The organism is Burkholderia sp. E168m23, from assembly GCF_016586125.1.
GTDB classification, from domain to species: domain Bacteria; phylum Pseudomonadota; class Gammaproteobacteria; order Burkholderiales; family Burkholderiaceae; genus Burkholderia; species Burkholderia orbicola.
Window position 1 is genome coordinate 1 of sequence record NZ_BCPP01001454.1, and the last position, 1,107, is coordinate 1,107.

A 1,107-nucleotide genomic window follows, 5' to 3' on the forward strand; every position below is an offset into this window, starting at 1 on the left:
TTTGCGTCACAATAAGTTCTTGAACCATGTGGCCAGCCGCCACCAGAAGGAACCCGCCCCTTGAACTTCGAACACCTGATCCAGATCAACTCCGACGAACCGGGCGTGCCGAGCCTCACCCGCGACCAGCTCTGGGAAGGCCTCGTATTGCGTGCCGAACAGCCGCAACTGTTCGTGATCGGCCTCGACAGCTGCGTCATCCACGAACGGACGGACACGACGCTCGAACGCGAACTCCATTACGGCCACGCGACCGTGCGCGACCACGTGACGTTCACGCCGAACCAGCAGGTCCGCTACGACATCCGCGCGGCCGATGGCGAGATCGGCGGCTCGCTGACGATGACGATCGAGGAGCGCGACGACCGCCAACTGTTCCTGCGTTTCAAGTACCGCACGACGCTGACGGTCACGGACGACAGCGAAGAAGCGCGACAGACGCACGGGATCGTCAAGGAGGCGTACCGCACGTCGGATATCGACACCGTTCGCCTGATCCGCGAGTACGCGCAAGGTCGCAAGGACCCCGATCCGCTGCACTGAACCCGGCGGCGGCCTGCGGGCCGCCGCTTTGATTCAAACTATCAGACCAGACTTATCGATCGATAAAGAGTTTTTGTAAATGGGAATAGTTATCATTTAGAATTCATTCCATCGTATCGACAGTCACCGATCAAACCGAATGACCGACACCATGCGCCCGACCACGCTGACCCTGCGCCGCACCACCAGCACCGCAGCCAGCAGCCGTCAGAAGACGGCAGCGGTCACCACGCCGGCGAAACCCGCCGGCAACCGCGATGCAGGCACGCGGGTCGTCAACAGCGATACGCTGCTGCAAGGCCATAGCCACATCAGCATCGCGCATAACGGAGAGACTTACCAGTTGCGGGCCACGCGGCTCGGCAAACTGATCCTGACGAAGTAACGACCGAGTATTGTGGGGACCACCTCCCTGAGAGGTGTTGGGCAGTAGCCAGCGTAACGGCTTGCACGCGAGATCTAGACCCCTTCGTGCAAACACACTCAAGCAGCCGTTGCAGCAAGCCAAGCCACTTTTTTGGTTCTCGCACAAGGAAGAAAAAAGCGACACGTCGAAGGACGTGT

At 60.1% G+C, this 1,107-nt stretch carries 2 protein-coding genes; both read left to right on the forward strand.

Translation table 11 applies throughout. The features are described 5' to 3' along the window. Positions 1 to 60: 60 nt before the first annotated feature. Positions 61 to 543: an SRPBCC family protein gene (locus tag JMF90_RS38110; RefSeq protein ID WP_054928000.1), complete on the forward strand. Its 483-nt coding sequence runs from the start codon at positions 61 to 63 to the stop codon at positions 541 to 543. Positions 544 to 682: 139 nt separating this feature from the next. Continuing rightward, positions 683 to 928, forward strand: coding sequence for a hemin uptake protein HemP (gene hemP, locus JMF90_RS38115; RefSeq protein ID WP_011549397.1), 246 nt, complete (start codon positions 683 to 685; stop codon positions 926 to 928). Positions 929 to 1,107: the final 179 nt, after the last annotated feature.